Source organism: Streptomyces araujoniae (assembly GCF_050871195.1).
In the GTDB taxonomy this organism is placed as follows: domain Bacteria; phylum Actinomycetota; class Actinomycetes; order Streptomycetales; family Streptomycetaceae; genus Streptomyces; species Streptomyces bacillaris.
Genome location: NZ_CP194070.1, coordinates 1,404,662 through 1,421,127, shown reverse-complemented (window position 1 = coordinate 1,421,127; position 16,466 = coordinate 1,404,662). Strand labels below are relative to the sequence as shown.

Here is a 16,466-nt window from a genome sequence, read left to right as displayed (position 1 = left end):
ATCAACGAACTTGATCATTGGTTTCATAGCTGAATCCCGGGTTCATGTCGGTGGAGTCGTCCCGGGTGGATGTCATTTTCCCCGGAGTCTCGTTGGCGATGTGAGCGATGACGTGGGACGCGCACGCTGCTTGTGTCGGTGTGTAGTAGGTGCGGCCTCGGCCACCTTGTCTTCGTGCTGAGCGTTCGGCCGGTGTTTCAGGGCGGCTTGTCACCCAGCCGGCTCGCTGGAGGAGCCTGAGCTGTTTGTAGATGGTCGTGAACGGGATGCCGGTGTCGTTGTGGATCTTCGACGCGTATGCCTCATGCGCCCGGCGACTGAGGACGTAGCGGACGACCGGAAGCATTGAGGGTGGGATGTGGACATGCTGCGCGGGAAGTTCTGTCAGAGCACTGCGCTCGCCGTCGACTGTTCTCCGGGACTCTTTGAGCGTTTGCGCAGGTGGAAGTGGGTCGAGGGTTGAGCCGAGCGCGCGCTGTATGAGTTCCTGGACCTCGCTGCGTTCGAGGTCTGCCAGGAGGGCCGCGCCGCGCTCTGTCGGTCGCTGGGGGGCGTGACGGACCGACCTGACGAACAGTGCACCGCCGATGTCGTCTTCCAGACGGTTGAACTGTGCGGCGAGGGCGCTGGGCATGAGGTGTAGGTGGTGGGCAGCAGCTGAGAGAGTCGGGAACTTTATATGGACTTGGAATCGGCGAAGTCGGAGCCACCCGTATTGAGTGTTCTCGACGGCTTTTTTGATGTCACGAGAGACAGACCCGCCAAGGTTCATAGTTGCGTCGGACTGGCCGGAAAGGCAGGCGGGTCTGAGATCTACTCCGGCTTTCCGCAGGAATGCTCGGACGGTTTTTTGATCACATTTGAGCGTTTGGGCGATGTGGGCGATTCCTTGGAATCTCTCGCAATACTCGCTTCGGAGCCAGTCGTAGTCAACCTCGATAGGGAATTTTCCGCCTGTGCGGGTCTTGATTCCGACGCTTTTTGCTTGCCTGGCGACGAGGACCTTCGGTAACTGGCACCTTTCGGCAATCTCGGCGATCGTCTTTCCGGCCTTGTTGTATTCCTGGTCCATGAACTCGTAGGTGATGAGCTTCTCTGTGCGAGCTTTGACCCGCCACCCATGAAACGTGGTGTTGTGTGCGGTGATGGCTGTGAGTGCCTTCTCCCAGTTCCCTGGTGAGACGTTCTCTATTTCTTCGAGATCTTTCTCGGTCATGGCATCCAGCAGGGCAGCGAGGTGCTCGTCGACAACGGAGAAGATTTCGGTGGCGCCAGCAGTGTCGCGAATGGGGATCGTGTCCAGGATCCGTTGTGCTGCGAGCAGGGGATGGTGCGTGCCGAGGGGGAGGAGCGGGGCAGCCGCGAGGTCCTGCTTGCACGTTCGTCGAGGCGTGGTCGTGAGCATGCACTGCCCAGGCGAATGCAGGTGCACCGCGCCGAGGAACCGGCTGCGCGAGGCGCTTCGGCATCCCGGGCAAATGTCGTGCATCAGCGTCTGATGCCTGGTGCAGGCGAATGTCCACGGCAACCACCATCGCGTCAGCCACCTGCCTTGGTCCTCCTGCAGACACCTGGGGCAATACCGGAAATAGGGGAGACGCTTGAGGAACATTCCGGGCTCGGTGATGGAATTGTCGAGAGCCCCTTCAGAGAGCCTGAGCTGGGTTTCGATGAGCCTCAGGTCCTCCGGGGGAGTGCGGTTGACCAGCCGGGCAGGGTTGTTGCGAGGGCCAATTCCCAGGGCCTCGGTCAGTGACTGCAAGGGGACCCAGTTGCGGCGGGCGAGGGCCTCGAGCCAGCTGTCCAGGCTTTCGCCGGGCCGCGGGAGGACGCGGATCGCCAGGGTGCGGGGTTCTGTCACGACGCCTCTTTCCCAGGACGGCTGACGAGCCGGCCGGTGTCGAAGGCGTGTTGGAGCTCTTGGCGGGCCTGCTCGGACGCGGCGTCGTTCTTCACCTGGTCCAGCAGCTTCTGATCCAGGCGTTCGGCGCCAGCGCGTACTGCTCTCTGGCAGCCGCGGTTGATCAGTGTCATGAGCGAGCCGATGTGTCCGGTGCTGCGGGCGAAGAGGTAGTCGGACAGTTCGTCAGCGATCATGCCGGGGAATTTGTCCGCGAGGACGACGCGTTCCTCGATCGCGAGAAGGGCATCGCGCCAGTGGGTGCGTTGCTTTGCGCAGGAGATTGTGAACGGATCCATGTCGAGCCGAGTGGTGCGGCGTCCCGTCTGCGCGAGAATCGCGTCCTCGTAACTTGATCCTTCACTGAACAATCCTCGCTTTTCCAGGCCGACGCCGATCATGAGCAAGGTGACAGGGAACTCGTTGGCGATGTATTTGAAGTGGTTGCTGACTTCGATCCCGTTCTTGTTCTGCCACTTCAGGAAGTGCAGGTCGTCCACGATCAAGAGCTTTGTTTCCGCCGAGAGTACTGAATCAAGGGCGCGATAGCCGAACTCGGAGGCGGTTCCGCGAAAACGTCCGGGGTGCCCGTAGTACTCGAGAATTGCCCGATTGAAGTCGCGCATCCCAGTGTTGCTGGTCAGCCCAACGCGGCAGACCGGCCACCGCTCGTGCCCCTCCTCGGTGTACTTCCCTTCCTCCTCGATGATCTGTCGATGGACCTTCTTGGCGAAGGCGAGCACTGCCGTTGTTTTCCCGAGTCCCGGGAAGGCGTCGAGGGCGATACCGCCTTTGACCTTGTCGCTGTCCTGGTCGTTGCTGTCGAAGATGTCCCAGAGATCTTCGTGCAGGGCTTTCATCTGTGCGGTCCCCAGCGGGCCGAGGTTCGCGTGCCACTTGCGGCGGCAGCGGTTGTACTCGGCAAGCGCCTTCTCGCCCAGCTTCTTCAACTGTCGGCGGGACAGATGCTCGGGACGCTTCCTGCGTGGGGCTTCGGCCAGGCGGCCGAAGCCTTCCTTGCGGGACAGTGTGAGGTGATCCAGCCGGGAGCGCAGATCGGCTTCCTCAGCTTGAGCGCGGGCCGCCTTACTCATCATCGACGTCCTTCAAAGCCGTGGCGTAGAAGTCGAGTTCTTCGTCCAACTCCTCCAGACCGTCCGCGTCGGCATCCCCCTGCTCGACATCACCGGACTCGACGGATGGCGCCGAGGGCTGTTCAGGAAGGGACAGCACGCGGGCGACCGATGGCAGGGCGCTGACCTCGGAGGCTTCATCCGCAGGCAGGGCCAGGGCGGCCTGTTCGCGAGAAAGCCGCAAAGCCATGCGCCGCTCGACCAAGGAGTTGCCAAGCCCGAGATTCCACCGTTCCAGGAGCAGGGCGACGGCGAGCCGGTCGTTGGGGTAGGTGTACTGCTTCGCGGCCAGACGCCGGGCGAACTGCAGAGCCTCTTCGCTCAGCGGCATCCGGAGGCTCAGCGCGTGTTCCCACCGCAGCGTGTGCCACGTGCGTTCCGCGTCGCGGAAGTAGATGCGGGTGACGTCATCGGGGTCGGCGAAGAACTCGAGCCGTCGCTTGGCCAGTTCGATGTTCGATCCGGCCATGTCCCGCAGGCCGTCGAGCCCCGGACCGTCGTAGCGGCGTCCCTTGATCTCGACGCCGTAGTGCTGGACGGTCCGCATCGTGACCTCCAGGAATTCGTAGGCCAGATCCGCATCACGCGGCACTTCGATGTAGCCGGCCCGCGCGAGCCCGTGCTCGAACATCGCCGTCGGCGACAGGTCCACGGCCGGGAAGTGGGGGTCGAGGAGACCGCTGTGTGGCCTGCGGTGATAGACGCAGGCCACCCACTCACGGATGATCGCCTCGAGCTCGTGCAGGAAGAAGAAGGCGTCATTTTCGGGGTTGAGCCCTCGCGTGTGGATGTCGGGGCCCTTGTAGCCGGGCAGTACCTGCAGCAGGTCTTCCCGCAGGGTCCTGAAGAATCTTTCGATCGGTCCCTTGTCCCGGCCCGTCCGTAGCCGGGCTGGCTGGATCGACATGCCCAGTCGGCGGCAGACGCTGGTCAGATGGGCGGAGAGATAGATCTTGCCGTGGTCGACGATGATTGTCTCCGGTGCCAGAGCTGGCCCAACGGCCCCCGTGACGGGGCCATGGACCGCTTCGGCATCCACCAGGACACCGCGGGGGATCCCGTGATCGGGCCAGGCAGCTTCCTTCGGCCAGGTCTCGGGGACGGGCCGGGGCCGGTAGGTCTGGAAGAGGACGGCCGCCGCGTCGACGGCCTTCGTCGATACCGGCGTGACGCGGATGCCGGTGATGCAGCGGGTGTACCAGTCCATCGCGATGGTCAGCTCCGCCTGCACCCACTTCAGCGTGACCGGGTCGAAGGCGAATACATCCAGTCGTGTGGTGTCCATCAGCACGTACTCGCCCGGCCGTGTCGGTCGCAGCTTTCCGTAGACGCCGGCGGGACGATCCGCGATGTCACGGTTGCGCTTCGTGCTCAGGCGGAACGTCGGATGACGCCGCTCAAGCTCGTGCATCCACCGATATCCTGCCGTTCGCTTCGGCAGCGGCACGGTGTCCTGCCCGAAGCGCTCCTTCAGCCGGGCCTGCACCCGTTCCAACACGAGCTTGACGGAGGGCCGGGACTCCTCCTTGTACTCGCCCAGAATTTCTTGGGCCACCTCCACCCAGCGCGGATCGGCATGGGCCAGCCCGCCCTCCGCCTGGGCCTTCTTCGGGACGAGTCCCACCTCACCGCTCTGCAGGAATGACTGTGCCCAACGCTCTACCGACCGAACGGTCAGGCCCAGCTCGGACGCCTTGGCCGCGTATCGCTTTCCCAACGGCAGGCCGGGAGCGTACTGAGGCCGTGGCTCGCCCGGCCTCGCCAACTCCTCGGATCCCGAGCGGTAGCCCGTCAACATCTCCCGGACGTGATCGGCCCGCTCAAGAACGTCCTTGCGTTCCTCCTTGGTCAGCCGAGCCAGCACCGAGGCGGCCAGGTCCCCGTCGTCGGCGGCCGGACCCCGATCACTCGGGATCACCTCAGCCCGTTCCGAAGTCAGCAGTTCCCTTACCGACATCCGCACCAGCCGGTCACGGGCGTCCTTGAGGATGACCTCCATGCCCGTGGCCAGGCTCGCGAACTCAACGACCTCGACCGTCTCGCCGTCGAGCCTGAAGCGCGTGCCGACACCAAGCCGGGTTCCCGCCCCGCTCATGCGGCCCTCCTCAACACATGCCCCGCGCTGAGCGGCCGGTCCAGCTCCGTCGCCACATGCCCCGACCACAACAGGTGCAGCACCGCCGACTTCACCAGCGGCCGGGGACACTCGGGCAGCAGGCGAAAAGCCTCATGCAGCGACCGTCCCTCCAGCTCACAGGCCCGCAAGCCGTCCAGGAGGCCCGGATCGAACAACCAGTCCCGGCGGTAGCCGGCGAGGAAACGGACATTCTCCAGCTCATTAGGGTCCGGCTCGCTCCAGACCTCGTAACGCCACCCGCGCGAGGCGACCGCCGCACGAGTCCACGCGAACGAGAACGCGACTTTCGGTCGCTCCAGCCGATGCCGCGGCTTGACATCCACAACCACCGGCCCGCCGTCAGTCAACAGCAGATAGTCCGGAATGTGCCGCCGCAGCTTGCCCTCGACCTCTGCCTTGAGCAAGAAAGGCTGGGCGACGATATGCCTGACGCTCGGAGCGAAGTCTGCGAACAGCAGCCGTGCCAGTTCCAACCGTGACTCGTAGATCACGTGGTCGCGTACCGTCGCTGCCCAGTACGTGCCTGAATAGTGCTGCTGGCCCTTGTACCAACGGAATGTTCGCCACGGCTGTGCCTTCCGCAGCAGATCGAGTGGCACGGACGCCCACTCCAAATCCTCCACCACGGACTCGTCGGCTTCCCGGACACTCACTTGTGCCGACGCAGCCAGATGTGTCGTGCTCACCGGACCCCCAACCCTGCGTTCTCAAGCGCGGCTTGATCTGCCACCAAACGCCGTGGGCATGCCCAGGTTGCACACGTTGATGACGACCAGGACGGTCCGGTACACGAAGAGGGGAACTGCTGGGGAAAGAGGCGTGAATCCCGCTCACATGCCGTATCCGACATGGCTACGACACCCCCGCGCGGAATCCGACACGGGGAGCGGGATCCCACACATGGCCCTATCCTGCCGGGTCCTCCCCGGCCAGGTCGACCGCGGAGTTGACCAGTCCGATATGGCTGAACGCCTGCGGGAAGTTGCCCAGCTGGCGTCCGGCCGTCACGTCGTACTCCTCGGCCAGCAGCCCCACGTCGTTGCGCAGCTCCAGCAGATGCTCGAACAGCTCCCGTGCCTCCTCCGGCCTGCCGATCCGCTGCAACGCGTCCACCAGCCAGAACGAGCAGGCCAGGAACGCCCCCTCGTCGCCGGGCAGCCCGTCGACGGAGGCGCCCTCGGTGCTGTAGCGGCGGACCAGTCCGTCGCTGCCCAGCTCGGCGCGGACCGCGTCGACCGTGCCGATGACCCGGGGGTCGTCCGGCGGCAGGAACCCGGTCCGCACGATCAGCAGCGTCGAGGCGTCCAGCTCCCGTGACCCGTAGGACTGGGTGAAGGTGTTCCGGTCGGGGTCGTACCCCTTCTCGCACACCTCGGCGTGGACGGCGTCCCGCATCGCCCGCCAGCGGTCCGCGTCCCCGGCCAGCTCCGGGTTCTCCTCCAGCGAGCGGACCGCCCGGTCGGCGGCGACCCAGGCCATCACCTTGGAGTGGACGAAGTGGCGGCGCGCGCCCCGGATCTCCCACAGCCCCTCGTCCGGCTCGCGCCACGACGACTCCAGGAAGCCCAGCAGACTGAGCTGGAGGTTCCAGGCGTGCCGCTGGTCGTCCAGCCCGGCGACCCTGGCGAGCCGGAGCGCGTCGATGACCTCGCCGTAGACGTCCAGCTGGCGCTGGCGTACGGCCGCGTTCCCGATCCGCACCGGGCGCGAGTTCTCGTATCCGGCGAGCCAGGGCAGCTCCGACTCCGGCAGCCGGCGCTCACCCGCGAGCCCGTACATGATCTGGAGGTCGGCGGGGTCCCCGGCGACGGCCCGCAGCAGCCAGTCCCGCCAGGCCTCCGCCTCCTCCAGATACCCGGCCGAGACCATCGCCCCGAGGGTGAGCGTGGCGTCCCGCAGCCAGCAGAAGCGGTAGTCCCAGTTCCGTACGCCACCGATCTCCTCCGGCAGCGAGGTGGTCGCGGCCGCCACGATGCCGCCGGTCGGCGCGTACGTCAGCGCCTTGAGCGTGATCAGCGAACGGAGCACGGCCTCGCGGTAGGGCCCCTCGTAGGTGCACCGCTCGGTCCACTTCGCCCAGTCGTGCAGCGTGTGCTTGAGCGCCTTGTGCGGGTCGATCAGCTTCGGACGCGGCGAGTGCGAGGGGTGCCAGGTCAGCACGAACGCCACGCTCTCGCCCTCCGCGACGGTGAACGAGGAGCAGGTGCTGAACTGCTGGCCCCACGTCTTGACCGGCGGCTCGCTGCGCAGCCACACGGAGTCGGGCCCCGCGACCGCGACCCGGTGGCCGTGCGACTTGCGCACCCAGGGCACGACGGAGCCGAAGTCGAAGCGCAGCCGCAGCACGGAGCTCATGTCGACGCTGCCGCTGACGCCCTCCACGATCCGCATCACATCGGGCGACTTGTCGCGCTGCGGCATGAAGTCGACGACCTTGACCGTGCCGGTCCGGGTCTCCCAGTACGTCTCCAGGACCAGCGAATCACCCGCGTAGCCGCGCCGGGTGCAGGTGTCGGAGGGTCCGGCGCCCTGCGGGGCGATGCGCCAGTGGCCGTTCTCCTCGGTGCCGAGCAGGGCCGCGAAACAGGCGCCGGAGTCGAAGCGGGGCAGGCAGAGCCAGTCGATCGAACCGTTCCTGCCGACGAGCGCGGCGGCCTGGAGATCGCCGATCAGAGCGTAGTCCTCGATACGTGGGGTCACGCTCTGGCGTTTTCCCGAACCGGCCCTTCGTCAACCAGGCAACCGGTGTGCCGGACCTCTCAGGAGCTGCCGGGAACCGGGCGGCGGACGGGCTCAGGCGCTCGCGGGGGCGGGCTGCTCGGTGTCCTCGGCGGCCGGCTCGCCCTTGGCGGCGGCCTCCTCGCGGTCCCGCTTCTCCCGCCGTACGAGGATGATCCAGCCGACCGGGACGGCGGCGACGAACAGCCACCACTGGACCGCGTACGCCATATGGGCGCCGATCGAGCTGTCGTCGGGGTCCGGGATCTGCTCGGGCAGCCCGCCCGAGGGCTCGGGGGAGGTCTGCTCGATGTATCCGCCGAGGACCTCCCGGGAGAGCAGCTGAGCCTGCTGCTCGCTGTTGATCAGCATGACCTGCCGGTCCGGCAGCCCCGCCAGGTCCTTGATCCCGCTGCTGCCGGTCGTCTCGTCCGCCTTGAGCCGCCCGGTGACGGTCACTTCACCCCGGGGGGCGGGCGGCACCTCCGGAAACGCCGTCTGGTCGGGCGCGGCGGGGACCCAGCCCCGGTTGACGAGGACGGTGCCGCCGCCCTTGAGGTCCAGCGGGGTCAGCACGTGCACACCGATCTGGTCGTCCGCCGACGTCCGGCGGCGGACGACCACCTCGTGCTCGGTGTCGAACGTGCCCGTCGCGGTCACCGCCCGCCAGTAGTCGTCACGCGGGACGGTGTGCCCGGGGGAGGTGAGATCGGTGACCGGGGCCGGGGCGGCCTCCAGGTTCCGGGAGATCAGCTCGTTCTGCGCGACCCGCCGCTCGTGGCGGTGGAACTGCCAGAACCCCAGCTCGACCATCGTCGGCATCAGGACGAGCCCGAGAAGGGTGAGGAGAACCCACTGCCGGGTCAACAGGAAGCGGTACACCCCATGACCGTACAACCGGGGTCATGGCGTGCGGCACTCAGGGGGTGTGGTCGGGACTGCCCGACGGTGAGTGGTTGCGTCACACTTTGTCCACGATGCCCGCCTTCCCCTCGGCGCGGGCGCAGTGGGCGCCGCAGTACCACTGCCCGTCGGCCTCGACGCCCTGCCCGATCACCTGGACCCGGCAGTGCTCGCAGATCGGCGCCATGCGGTGGATGGCGCAGGCGAAGCAGTCGAAGACGTGCACCGCACCTTGTGCGTGCACCTCGAAGGACATGCCGTAGTCGTTTCCGCAAACCTCACAACGTGCCATGCGCCACAGGGTGGGACGCCCGGCGGCGACGGGCGAGCGGGCGCGGGGCGAGTCGCGCCCGGTTCACTCCGATGACGGGGTGGCCTCCGACGGCGGCGGGGTGGCCTGCCGGGGCAGCGCGGTCCCGTCGGCGGGGGCCACATCGCGCAGCAGATGGGTGAAGGCGCTCTCGTCCACGACCGGCGTCCCGAACGCCTTCGCCTTCTGCGTCTTGGAGGTGGCCGAGTCCGGGTCGTTGGTGACCAGCAGGCTGGTCAGCCGCGACACGCTGGTCGCCACATGCAGCCCCGCCTCCACGGCCCGGTCCTCCAGCAGCTCCCGGTCGACCGAGGTGTCCCCGGAGAACGCCACCCGCATCCCCTGCTTGAGCGGCCTCTCCTTCTCGTACCGCCCCGGATTCGGATACGGGCAGGCCGGCCGCTTCCGCGAGGGCCGCCAGCTGTTCGGCTGCCGGGCCGGGCGGTATCCGACGCGCGGGGTGACGGGGGAGTCGGACCACTCGGTCAGCGGCCGGCACTCCAGCAACGGCAGCCGCACCCCGTCCCGCGCCGCCGCGTGCAGACTCGGCCGGAACGCCTCGGCCAGCACCCGGGCGTCGTCCAGGGCGTGGTGCGCGTGCTGCTGTACGACGCCGAAGTGGGCGGCGAGCGAGGCCAGTTTGTGGTTGGGCAGCGGCAGCCGCAGCTCCTTGGCCAGCGCGATCGTGCAGAGCCGCTGCTCGACCGGGGCGACGACCGAGGCCCGGGCGTACTCCCGGGCGATCATCGACCAGTCGAACGCCGCGTTGTGCGCCACGAGCACCCGGTCCGCGAGCCGCGCCGACAACTCCCCGGCCACTTCGGGGAAGAGCGGCGCGCCCTCCAGCACATCGCTCGTCAGCCCGTGGATCCAGACGGGACCGGGATCCCGCTCGGGGTTCACCAGCGTGTACCAGTGGTCCTCGACATTGCCCAGGGCGTCGAGCCGGTAGACGGCGGCGGAGATGATCCGGTCGTCCCGGGCGAGGCCGGTGGTCTCCACGTCGACGACCGCGTACCCCTGCGGGTAGGCGGTCGGCCACGGCGCGGCTGTCTGACGGTCGTCGAGCATGGTCACAGAGAATACGGGCCGCGACTGACAGTGCCCTATTCGGTGGTGCCCGGCGGCTCGTCCACCGGGAGGGCCAGGGGGGCGGACGGGCCGGGTCCGGGGCCGTGCCCGCGTCCGGTCCCGGGGTCGTCGCCGCCGCGCCGGGCACCGCCGTCGCCGGCCGATCAACGCAACGTCCGTACCGGACGCGCGCGTTCCTCCCGCTCGACCACGCGCGCTCCGGAGATCCTGCGGCCCCGTCCATTGGCGGAAGGTGCCAAAGACTGCTGACAGCGGGTCTCGCATACTTGTGGGTAACAACCTCTAGCCCTCACCGACGGGCGGCCCTACGGTGCTCGCATGGAGCCGAACCTGCCCGATGTCGTGCTGTGGTCAATACCGGCCTTCGTGCTGCTCACCGTGATCGAGATGGTCAGCTACCGCTTCCATCCGGACGAGGACGCCGCCGGATACGACACCAAGGACGCCGCCACCAGCGTCACCATGGGGCTCGGCAGCCTCGGGTTCGACCTGCTGTGGAAGATCCCCGTCCTCGCCGTCTACATGGCGGTCTACGAGCTGACACCGCTGCGCGTGCCGGTCGTGTGGTGGACGGTCCTGCTGATGCTCCTCGCCCAGGACTTCTTCTACTACTGGTCCCACCGGGGCCACCACGTCATCCGGATCCTGTGGGCCTGCCACGTGGTCCACCACTCCAGCCGGAAGTTCAACCTCACCACCGCGCTCCGCCAGCCCTGGACCTCCGCGACCGTCTGGCCCTTCTACCTGCCGATGATCGCCTGCGGTGTCCACCCGGCGGCCCTCGCCTTCTGCCAGTCGGCCAACCTCGTCTACCAGTTCTGGGTCCACACCGAGCGCGTCGGCAAGCTCCCGCGCCCCTTCGAGTACGTCCTCAACACGCCGTCGCACCACCGCGTCCACCACGCCTCGCAGGGCAGCTACCTGGACCGCAACTACGGCGGGATCCTGATCATCTGGGACCGGATGTTCGGCTCCTTCGCGGCCGAGACCGAGCGGCCCGTCTACGGGCTCACCAAGAACATCTCCACCCACAACCCGCTGCGCGTGGCCACCCACGAGTACGCGGCCATCGCCCGGGACGTCCGGGCCGCCGACAGCTGGAGCGAGCGCGCCGGGCGGGTCTTCCGGGGGCCGGGCTGGCAGCCCGCGGCGAAGACGTGGGCGGAGCCGGTGTCCGGCGGAGCCGCCGCAGCGGTCGAAGCACCTGCCCCCGTAGGCGGACAGGCCCCCGAACCCGCGCCGGTGGGCGGCGAAGCTCCCGCACCCGCCGCCGTACGCGGCGAAGCTCCCGCACCCGCCCCCGTACCCGCTCAGGCCGCCGCCCCGGAGCCCACCCGATGAGCGCCACGGCCTCCCGTCCCACCCGCCCGGGACGCGCCACCGCACCACGGGCCGGGCGGTTCGCGCGGCCCCTGCTCATCGCCTTCCTCCTCGCCGCCGCCGTCGACCTGGCCGGGCTCCTCGCCGGGCTCGACACCGTCCACCTGGTCGCCAAGCCGCTGCTGATGCCGCTGCTCGCCGGGTACGCGGCGGTCCGGGGCGGGCCCCGGCTGCTGGTCGCGGCCCTGCTGTTCGGGTGGGGCGGGGACGTGTTCCTGCTCGCCGACAACGACCTGGCGTTCCTCCTCGGGATGGGCTCCTTCGCCGTCGGCCATCTCTGCTACCTGACGCTCTTCGGCCGCGACCGGGCCCCGGCGGCCCTGGCCACCGGGGTCGCGTACGTCCTCGTCCTCGCCGTCTTCCTCGTCCTGATCTGGTCCGACCTCCCGGCGGAGCTGCGTGTTCCGGTGGCCGGCTACAGCCTGCTGCTCACCGCGATGGCGTGGCGGGCCGGGGTCCTCGGCCGGTACGCGGCGGCCGGCGGGGCGCTCTTCCTGCTCTCCGACGCCCTCATCGCCACCGGTATCGCGGAGTGGCCCCGGCTGCCCGCCCCCGACTTCTGGGTGATGCTCACCTACATCGCCGCGCAACTCCTGCTGGCCCTCGGGGCGCTGGGGGCGGCCCGGGCCGTCCGCCCGCAGGGGGCGTGAACGTACGAGCAGGGGCCCGGGGGAGATCCCCCGGGCCCCTGCCCATGACCGTGCCCGGCGCGTCAGGCGTCTACCAGCGCACCGCGTCCAGCGCGTCCACCACACCGGCCCCGTAGAAGCCGTTGTAGCTCTTGCCGCCCTCGCAGACCGCGTCGATGACCCCGTCACCGTTGTAGTCGTACGGCTCGCCGCACGCCTTCGCGTCCGCCTGGAGGCCCAGCAGCACCTTCACCGCGGCCGGCGAGGCGTAGGGGTGGCGGGACTTGATGAGGGCCACCACGCCCGCGACGTGCGGGGACGCCATCGACGTACCGGCCTTGTAGCCGAACCTGCCGCCCGGCAGCGTGGAGAGGATCAGCCCGTTGACGGCCGGCGGCTCGGGGGTCTGGTAGACCGTCGAGTCACCGCCCGGCGCCGCGACGTCGATGACGCCCTTGCCGTAGTTCGAGTACGAGGACTTGAGGCCCTTGGCACCCGTCGCGGCGACCGTCACGACGCCCGGCAGCATGGTCGGGATGTCGGGGCAGACGCGCGGGTCGATCGTCCGGGTGACCGGCTCGGTGTCGTTCGGGCTGGTCCGGTCCTCGATCGTGCGGGCGGCCAGGTCGTGGCGGGCGTTGCCCGCGGCGGCGACGTTGACCGTGCCCTTGCGCTCGGCGTACTTGACGGCCCGGGTGAGGGACTCGACCAGGGCGCCCTGGTCGGCGTCGTTCTTGCAGGCGAACAGCCACGGGTCGGTGTAGTAGCTGTTGTTCGTCACGTCGACGCCCCGCTCGGCCGCCCACAGGAAGCCGCAGACCACGGCCTCGGTGTAGAAGAGGCCCTCGGGGGTGGAGACCTTGATGCCGGAGACCTTCACACCCGGCGCCACACCGGTCACGCCGAAGCCGTTCTTCGCCGCGGCGATGGTGCCCGCCACATGAGTGCCGTGGTCGCTCTCGCCCGCCGCCGGTCGCCAGGAGCCGGCGGTGGTGTCCGGAGCGCCCGTCACACAGTTGACGGAGGCGGCACGGTCGAAGTTGGGCGCCAGGTCCGGGTGGGTGTCGTCGACGCCCGTGTCGATGACGGCGACCGTGACCCGCTTCGAGCCCAGCGACTTCTGGTGCGCCTTGTCCGCCTTGATCGCGGGCAGCGACCACTGGAGCGGCTCCAGCGGGTCCTCGTCCGCCGTCGCAGCGGCTGCCGCGGCGGCGGCCTGGGCCTCGGTCAGCGGCTGCGCTATGGCACCGACGTCCTTGGTGGCCTGGGGCACGATCGGGTTGGTCCGGGTCGCGCCCGCCGACGCCACCCCCCGTACGCGCCGGATCGTTTCGCCGAAGGCCGGGTTCTGCGAGTGGGCGACGATCACGCCGATCTGCTCGTACGAGATGACGACCGTGCCACCGGCCTGCTCGACGGCCTTCTCCACCTGCCGGACGGCCGCGCGGCCGGTCCCGGTGTTGACGACGTAGCTGAGCTTCGGGCCGTCGGTCCGCGGGGTCGCGGTGGCCGGGGCGCCGGTGGGCGCCGCCGTGGCCGTCGCCGCCGGCAGGACGCCGAGCGAGGCGACGAGAGCGAGTCCGACGGGCAGCGCCAGTGCGCGCGCCCGTCTCGATGCCAGATGAGCCATGGGTTCTCCACATCATCCGTGCCGGACGACCGGACACCTGGCGTGTTCGGTCGCGTACATGACGAGTGAAGCTACCGTTGATCTTCCCGGCGTATCAACGATTTGGGGCAAGTGAGTTCGAAGAGTGCACCTGTGCGGCCGAATGCGTACGGGTGGCCTTCCCGTCACCGGAATCGAGCCTCCGGGCCCCTGGGGGCCGTGCTCCCCGCCCACCGGGATCGAGCGTCCGGTCCACCGCGGCCGAGCCCGCCCGGCCGGCACCATGCGGCCGAGAAGGCGAAAGATCCGGTGAACCGCTTCGTCGCGCTCTCCGTGCCGTTGTCCAGGAGGCACATCACCGTCCCCCGGTAACGAGGCCTCCCATGACACCCACCGTTCCCCAGATCACCGCACCAGCGTCGCGAGGAGATTCCGTGGCTACCGATGCACCGCCGCCCGAGGGCCCGGTCGGCACGAGCCCTGCCCAGCCCACCACCGAGGCGTACAAAGCGGTGCAGGCGAGTGCCGAGTTCGCCGACCTGCGCCGCTCGTTCCGTTCCTTCGCCTTCCCGCTCACCGTCGGCTTCGTCGCCTGGTACCTGCTCTACGTCCTGCTCTGCAGCTACGCGGCCGACTTCATGGGCACCAAGATCCTCGGCAACATCAACCTGGCGCTCGTCCTCGGCCTCGCCCAGTTCGCCACCACCTTCCTCATCGCCTGGCTCTACTCCCGGCACGCCGCCACCAAGCTCGACCCGAAGGCCGAAGCGATCAAGTCCCGTATGGAGGCCGACGCATGAGCGCCGCCCACACCCTCTACCCGACCGTCCAGCTCGCCGCCGACAGCGCGGGTGAGCACCGGCCGCTGATCATCACGCTGTTCGCCGCCTTCGTCGTGGCCACCCTCTTCATCACCGTGTGGGCCGGCCGCCAGACCAAGAGCGCCGCCGACTTCTACGCGGGCGGCCGCCAGTTCACCGGATTCCAGAACGGACTCGCGGTCTCCGGCGACTACATGTCCGCCGCGTCCTTCCTCGGCATCGCGGGCGCCATCGCCCTCTTCGGCTACGACGGCTTCCTCTACTCCATCGGCTTCCTCGTCGCCTGGCTCGTCGCCCTGCTCCTGGTCGCCGAACCGCTGCGCAACTCCGGCCGTTACACCATGGGCGACGTCCTCGCCTACCGGATGCGCCAGCGCCCCGTCCGTACGGCCGCGGGCACCTCCACCATCGTCGTCTCGATCTTCTACCTGCTGGCCCAGATGGCCGGTGCGGGCGTCCTCGTCTCGCTGCTGCTCGGCATCACCAGCGACTTCGGCAAGATCGTCATCGTCGCCCTGGTCGGCGTGCTGATGATCCTTTACGTCACCATCGGCGGCATGAAGGGCACCACCTGGGTGCAGATGGTCAAGGCCGTCCTGCTCATCGCGGGCACCCTGCTCATCACCTTCCTGATCCTGCTGAAGTTCAACTTCAACATCTCCGACCTGCTCGGCACCGCCGCCAGCAACAGCGGCAAGGGCGCGGCCTTCCTGGAGCCCGGTCTGAAGTACGGCGCCACCGGCGTCTCGAAGCTGGACTTCATCTCGCTCGGCATCGCCCTGGTCCTCGGCACCGCGGGTCTGCCGCACATCCTGATCCGCTTCTACACCGTGCCCACCGCCAAGGCCGCCCGTAAGTCCGTGAACTGGGCGATCGGCATCATCGGCGCCTTCTACCTGATGACGATCGTGCTCGGCTTCGGCGCCGCCGCGATCCTCAACCCCGACGACATCATCGCCTCGAACAAGGCGGGCAACACGGCCGCGCCACTCGCGGCCCTGGAGATCGGCGGCGGCTCCGGCTCCACCGGCGGCGCGATCCTCCTCGCGGTGATCTCCGCCGTCGCCTTCGCGACCATCCTCGCCGTCGTCGCCGGACTCACCCTCGCCTCCTCCTCGTCCTTCGCGCACGACATCTACGCCAACGTCATCCGCAAGGGGAAGGCCACCGAGAAGGAGGAGGTCCGCGCCGCCCGCTGGGCCACCGTCGCCATCGGCGTCGTCTCCATCGCCCTCGGCGCACTCGCCCGCGACCTCAACGTCGCCGGACTGGTCGCCCTGGCCTTCGCGGTCGCCGCCTCCGCCAACCTGCCGACGATCCTCTACAGCCTCTTCTGGAAGCGGTTCACCACGCAGGGGGCCCTCTGGTCCATCTACGGCGGTCTCGCCTCCTCCGTCCTGCTGGTGCTCTTCTCGCCGGTCGTCTCCTCCAAGCCGACGTCGATGTTCCCGGGCGTCGACTTCGCCTGGTTCCCCCTGGAGAACCCCGGCCTGATCTCGATCCCGCTGGGCTTCCTGCTCGGCTGGGTCGGCTCGGTGATCTCCAAGGAGAAGGCCGACGCCGACAAGTACGCCGAGCTGGAGGTCAAGTCCCTGACCGGCACCGGAGCGCACTGAGAGCACCCGCCCACCGAGCCGTTCGGCTCATCGGCCGGCGTGAGGCCCGGGCCGCGTCGTAGAGTCCTACGACGCGGCCCGGCCGCACCTCGTGGCAAACGGGCCCCCGCGATGTCACCGGTCTCACGTAGGCTCGGAAGAGACGGCGGAGAGGACGGCGGCCGGGGACGGCGCAGGCCGACCGGGCGACACCTTCCCGCCGGACAGCCGCATGTCAG

Annotated in this window: 13 protein-coding genes; 4 read left to right on the top strand and 9 right to left on the bottom strand. The window is 68.6% G+C overall.

Features of this window, described 5'->3' with window-relative positions; genetic code table 11:
- Position 1: 1 nt before the first annotated feature.
- The 8 genes from ACQ9ZG_RS05995 to ACQ9ZG_RS05960 all read right to left on the bottom strand — a co-directional run bounded on the left by ACQ9ZG_RS05995 (position 2) and on the right by ACQ9ZG_RS05960 (position 10,178).
- Positions 2-1,861, bottom strand: coding sequence for a TniQ family protein (locus tag ACQ9ZG_RS05995; RefSeq protein ID WP_109917494.1), 1,860 nt, complete (start codon positions 1,859-1,861; stop codon positions 2-4).
- A complete protein-coding gene (locus ACQ9ZG_RS05990) occupies positions 1,858-2,994 on the bottom strand; it encodes an ATP-binding protein (protein WP_109917493.1) in 1,137 nt (378 codons plus the stop codon). The genes ACQ9ZG_RS05995 and ACQ9ZG_RS05990 overlap by 4 nt, the downstream gene beginning before the upstream one ends.
- The gene (locus ACQ9ZG_RS05985; RefSeq protein ID WP_109917492.1) at positions 2,987-5,128 is read right to left on the bottom strand and encodes a TnsB C-terminal domain-containing protein; all 2,142 of its coding nucleotides are present in this window, start codon (positions 5,126-5,128) and stop codon (positions 2,987-2,989) included. Before ACQ9ZG_RS05985 ends, ACQ9ZG_RS05990 begins: the two co-directional genes overlap by 8 nt.
- Positions 5,125-5,856 (bottom strand): TnsA-like heteromeric transposase endonuclease subunit, encoded by a 732-nt coding sequence (locus ACQ9ZG_RS05980; protein WP_258312470.1) that lies wholly within the window; start codon positions 5,854-5,856, stop codon positions 5,125-5,127. Before ACQ9ZG_RS05980 ends, ACQ9ZG_RS05985 begins: the two co-directional genes overlap by 4 nt.
- Positions 5,857-6,076: 220 nt before the next feature.
- Positions 6,077-7,870, bottom strand: a complete 1,794-nt coding sequence (locus ACQ9ZG_RS05975) for a glycoside hydrolase family 15 protein (RefSeq protein ID WP_028419369.1) — start codon at positions 7,868-7,870, stop codon at positions 6,077-6,079.
- Between the two features lie 93 nt (positions 7,871-7,963).
- Entirely contained in the window at positions 7,964-8,770 is an 807-nt protein-coding gene (locus ACQ9ZG_RS05970) for an SURF1 family cytochrome oxidase biogenesis protein (protein WP_109917491.1), read from the bottom strand.
- A gap of 79 nt (positions 8,771-8,849) precedes the next feature.
- Positions 8,850-9,083, bottom strand: a complete 234-nt coding sequence (locus ACQ9ZG_RS05965; protein WP_078507646.1) for a metallothionein — start codon at positions 9,081-9,083, stop codon at positions 8,850-8,852.
- Between the two features lie 63 nt (positions 9,084-9,146).
- The gene (locus tag ACQ9ZG_RS05960) at positions 9,147-10,178 is read right to left on the bottom strand and encodes a DEDDh family exonuclease (protein WP_018488202.1); all 1,032 of its coding nucleotides are present in this window, start codon (positions 10,176-10,178) and stop codon (positions 9,147-9,149) included.
- A gap of 333 nt (positions 10,179-10,511) precedes the next feature.
- Between ACQ9ZG_RS05960 and ACQ9ZG_RS05955 the strand changes: the two genes are divergently transcribed.
- Positions 10,512-11,534, top strand: coding sequence for a sterol desaturase family protein (locus ACQ9ZG_RS05955; protein ID WP_099219257.1), 1,023 nt, complete (start codon positions 10,512-10,514; stop codon positions 11,532-11,534).
- Positions 11,531-12,223 carry a lysoplasmalogenase gene (locus tag ACQ9ZG_RS05950; protein WP_109914048.1) on the top strand — a complete coding sequence of 231 codons (693 nt, stop codon included), beginning with the start codon at positions 11,531-11,533 and terminating at the stop codon, positions 12,221-12,223. The genes ACQ9ZG_RS05955 and ACQ9ZG_RS05950 overlap by 4 nt, the downstream gene beginning before the upstream one ends.
- A gap of 70 nt (positions 12,224-12,293) precedes the next feature.
- Here ACQ9ZG_RS05950 and ACQ9ZG_RS05945 read toward each other — a convergent pair whose 3' ends face one another.
- Positions 12,294-13,832, bottom strand: a complete 1,539-nt coding sequence (locus tag ACQ9ZG_RS05945) for a S8 family peptidase (protein ID WP_499280059.1) — start codon at positions 13,830-13,832, stop codon at positions 12,294-12,296.
- A 413-nt stretch (positions 13,833-14,245) separates the two neighbouring features.
- Between ACQ9ZG_RS05945 and ACQ9ZG_RS05940 the strand changes: the two genes are divergently transcribed.
- Together ACQ9ZG_RS05940 and ACQ9ZG_RS05935 are read left to right on the top strand one after the other, a co-directional pair.
- Entirely contained in the window at positions 14,246-14,611 is a 366-nt protein-coding gene (locus ACQ9ZG_RS05940; protein ID WP_028419373.1) for a DUF485 domain-containing protein, read from the top strand.
- Positions 14,608-16,248 (top strand): monocarboxylic acid transporter, encoded by a 1,641-nt coding sequence (locus ACQ9ZG_RS05935; RefSeq protein ID WP_028419374.1) that lies wholly within the window; start codon positions 14,608-14,610, stop codon positions 16,246-16,248. The genes ACQ9ZG_RS05940 and ACQ9ZG_RS05935 overlap by 4 nt, the downstream gene beginning before the upstream one ends.
- Positions 16,249-16,466: the final 218 nt, after the last annotated feature.

Coding starts and splice junctions, on each gene's coding strand:
- ACQ9ZG_RS05990 (WP_109917493.1), bottom strand. CDS start 2,994: ATGAGTAAGGCGGCCCGCGCTCAAGCTGAGGAAGCCGATCTGCGCTCC.
- ACQ9ZG_RS05950 (WP_109914048.1), top strand. CDS start 11,531: ATGAGCGCCACGGCCTCCCGTCCCACCCGCCCGGGACGCGCCACCGCA.
- ACQ9ZG_RS05965 (WP_078507646.1), bottom strand. CDS start 9,083: ATGGCACGTTGTGAGGTTTGCGGAAACGACTACGGCATGTCCTTCGAG.
- ACQ9ZG_RS05955 (WP_099219257.1), top strand. CDS start 10,512: ATGGAGCCGAACCTGCCCGATGTCGTGCTGTGGTCAATACCGGCCTTC.
- ACQ9ZG_RS05945 (WP_499280059.1), bottom strand. CDS start 13,832: ATGGCTCATCTGGCATCGAGACGGGCGCGCGCACTGGCGCTGCCCGTC.
- ACQ9ZG_RS05935 (WP_028419374.1), top strand. CDS start 14,608: ATGAGCGCCGCCCACACCCTCTACCCGACCGTCCAGCTCGCCGCCGAC.
- ACQ9ZG_RS05985 (WP_109917492.1), bottom strand. CDS start 5,128: ATGAGCGGGGCGGGAACCCGGCTTGGTGTCGGCACGCGCTTCAGGCTC.